The sequence below is a fragment of the Bradyrhizobium sp. P2_E8 genome (assembly GCF_056403875.1).
The window spans coordinates 1-3,154 of record NZ_JBFUES010000874.1; the positions used below are offsets into that span (position 1 = coordinate 1).

4 protein-coding genes are annotated in these 3,154 nt (G+C 65.7%); 3 read left to right on the plus strand and 1 reads right to left on the minus strand.

Features of this window, described 5'->3' with window-relative positions; genetic code table 11:
• A partial coding sequence (locus tag AC1D00_RS33475) for a PAS domain S-box protein (RefSeq protein WP_477013610.1) occupies window positions 1–653 on the minus strand: 653 nt, incomplete at its 3' end.
• 153 nt (window positions 654–806) lie between these two features.
• Between AC1D00_RS33475 and AC1D00_RS33480 the strand changes: the two genes are divergently transcribed.
• The 3 genes from AC1D00_RS33480 to AC1D00_RS33490 form a co-directional block, all read left to right on the plus strand.
• A complete protein-coding gene (locus tag AC1D00_RS33480) occupies window positions 807–1,364 on the plus strand; it encodes a GbsR/MarR family transcriptional regulator (protein WP_477013611.1) in 558 nt (185 codons plus the stop codon).
• Window positions 1,365–1,380: 16 nt separating this feature from the next.
• On the plus strand, window positions 1,381–2,046 hold the full coding sequence (locus tag AC1D00_RS33485; RefSeq protein ID WP_477013612.1) for a DUF4166 domain-containing protein: 666 nt from the start codon (window positions 1,381–1,383) through the stop codon (window positions 2,044–2,046).
• Window positions 2,043–3,154, plus strand: a 1,112-nt coding sequence (locus AC1D00_RS33490; RefSeq protein WP_477013613.1) for an NAD-dependent epimerase/dehydratase family protein, incomplete at its 3' end; no start/stop codon positions are given. The genes AC1D00_RS33485 and AC1D00_RS33490, both read left to right, overlap by 4 nt.

A 3,154-nucleotide genomic window follows, 5' to 3' on the forward strand; every position in this document is an offset into this window, starting at 1 on the left:
CTCTGTCGCCGCGCGAAGGTGAGGAGCTGGTTGGTCAGCGCGGCGCCGCGCCTGGTCGCAGTCTCGATCGCCGAGATCGCGCGCTGGAGCTTGGCATCGTCGTCGGCGCCCCGCTTCAGGGTGTGAAGGCTGCCGCTGATGATCATCAGGAGATTGTTGAAATCATGAGCGACGCCGCCGGTGAGCTGGCCGAGCGCATCGAACTTCTGGGACTCGGCAAGCTGCTTCTGCATCGCCTCGAGCTTGAGCTCCGTGTTGCGTCGCTCGGTGATGTCGCGCGTGATCTTGGCGAAGCCGATGAGCTCGCCGTCCTCGTAGATCGGGTCGATCACGACGCTCGCCCAGAAGAAGGTGCCGTCCTTGCGGACGCGCCAGCCTTCCTCCTCGTAGCGGCCCTTGTCGCGGGCGATGCCGAGTGCGCGGGCGGGCTTGCCGTTGGCCCGGTCGGTCTCGGTGTAGAAGCGCGAAAAATGCTGGCCGACGATCTCCGCGGGCGAATAGCCCTTGATGCGCTCGCCACCGATGTTCCAGCTCGTGATGATCCCCTTGGGATCGAGCATGTACAGGGCGTAGTCGGCAACTCCTTCGACCAACAGCCGGAAACTGCGTTCGCTCTCGAACAAGTCTCTCTGCTGATTGGACTTTCTAATCATTTCGGCCACCCTGCCTCGACCGGTGCAAACGCCGAATGGGGCGCTTGGTTCCCGATCTCTGGGAAGTTTTTAGGCAAATGCAGCCGCCGGTATGCAGTGGGGAGGCCGCCGGGAGCACTTGACACTCAATCTCATCCATCAGATATTTCTGTCATGACAGAAATAACCGGAAAGAAGAAACTCCCCGCCGCCGTCGAGCGCTTCATCCTGCATTGGGGCGACATGGGCGACGGGTGGGGCGTCAACCGCTCCGTCAGCCAGATCCACGGGCTGCTCTATCTCGCGGAGGCGCCGATGACCGCCGAGGACATCGCCGACACGCTCGGCATGGCGCGCTCCAACGTCTCCAACTCGATCAAGGAGCTGCTGGCCTGGAACCTGATCCGTCGCGTGCCGATCCTCGGCGACCGCCGCGATCATTTCGAAGCCGAGACCGACATCTGGGAGGTCGCGGCCCGGATCGCGGCACGGCGCAAGGAGCGCGAACTCGATCCGGCGATCATGGCGCTCAGGGCCTGCGTGTCCGATGCGGCCGACGATCCGACCATCAATCCGGTCGCAAGCAAACGGCTGAAGGAGATGCTCGCCTTCACCGAGCTCGCCGACCACTGGTTCATGCAGATGCTGAAGGTGCCGCGGCCGCGGCTGGTCGCCCTGATGCGGCTTGGCGAGAAGATCGCCAACCTGCTGCCGCTGGGCAAGGTCAAATAGCGCCAGGGAGGGTGCGATGACGTCGGCTCGATTATCAGGTTCCAGCGCATCTCTTCCCGTTCACACCAAGCTGCTCGACGACCGCCGATTCCGTGCGCTCCTGTCGGACGAGGACTGGGGCCGCCTGCCGCTCGCGACCTGGCGGCGCTTTTCCAAACGCGTCGCCGACGGCGACAGTGTCGTTTATGTCGGCGTGGTCGACGAGGTCGCCTTCAGCGACGCCGGCTGGTGGTTGGCGCAACTCGTACGCCTGGTCGGCGGGCCATTGCCGACCGGCCGCGACACCGGCGTGCCGATGATCGTCACGGTCACCGAGGACGGCGCAAGCGGCGGCCAGACCTGGACGCGCATCTGCGCGCGCAAGCGCGGCTTTCCGCAGGTGATCCATTCCGCAAAACGCTTCGCCGGCCCGACCGGGCTCGAGGAATATGTCGGCTTCGGCGTCTCGATGGCGCTGCGCATCGCGGTCGAGGACCAGGTGCTGACCTTCCGCAGCGCTGCTTACGGCCTCCAGCTCGGACGCCTGTGGATCCCGTTGCCGCGATGGCTCACGCCGGGCGACCTCACGGTGACGCACAGCGATCTCGGCGAGGGCGCCTTCCGCTTCACCCTCGATGTCACCCACCCGCGTTACGGCGCGCTGATCCACCAGTCCGCCACCTTCAGGGAGGCCGTATCATGACGCCGCTGTTGTGGATCCTCATCGCCGTCCAGATCGTGATGGGCGTGTTCGACACCTTCTATCACCACGAATTCACCGAGCGCCTGGCCTGGCGGGTGTCGCAGCGCTTCGAGCTGAAGCTGCACGGCATCCGCAACATGCTCTATGCGCTGCTGTTCCTCGTGCTCGGCTGGCTCGAGGTTCATGGCGCGCTGGCGCTCTTGATCGTGGCGGTGCTTGTTGCCGAGATCGTCATCACGCTGATGGATTTCGTCGAGGAGGATCTGAGCCGGAAATTGCCGCCGAGCGAGCGGATCAATCACGCGCTGCTCGCGATCAACTACGGCGCCATCCTGGTGCTGCTGCTGCCGGTGCTGATCGATTGGGCGATGCAGCCGTTCGGCGTGACCGTCGTGTATCAGGGCCTGCTCAGCAGCGCCGCGACCGCCTGCGCGGTCGGCGCGGCGCTCTGCGGCGTCAGGGATTTTGCGGCGGTGCGCCGGCTCGGCCGCATGACGTGCGTGCCGGCGGCAGGGCTCGTCGAGAAACTTCCGGACCGCAAGACCGTGCTGATATCAGGTGCCACCGGCTTCATCGGAAGCCGCCTCGCGGCGAGCCTCAGCGGGGCAGGGCATCACGTCATCGCGCTCATTCGCAACCCGGCGAAGGCCGAGCTGCTGCCGCCGCCGGTGACGCTGATCACCAGCCTCGATCAGCTCGCCTCGGACATGCGTATCGACGCCATCGTCAATCTCGCCGGCGAGCCGATCGGCAACGGCCTGTGGACCGAGGCGAAGCGCGCCGAGATACTGAAGTCTCGCATCGACATGACCGGCGAGGTCGTCAAGCTGATCGCGCGGCTCGACCACAAGCCCGACGTGCTCATCAGCGGCTCCGCGATCGGCTGGTACGGGCTGTGGGCCGACCAGGTGCTGACCGAGTCGGCGAAGTCGCATGCCTGCTTCAGCCATGAGCTGTGCGCGGCCTGGGAGCAGGCGGCGCGGCCCGCGGAAGAGCTCGGCGTGCGCGTGGTCTATTTGCGCATCGGCCTCGTGCTCGGCACCGAGGGTGGCTTCATCACGCGCATGCTGACGCCGTTCGAATTCGGCCTCGGCGGGCCGCTCGGCAC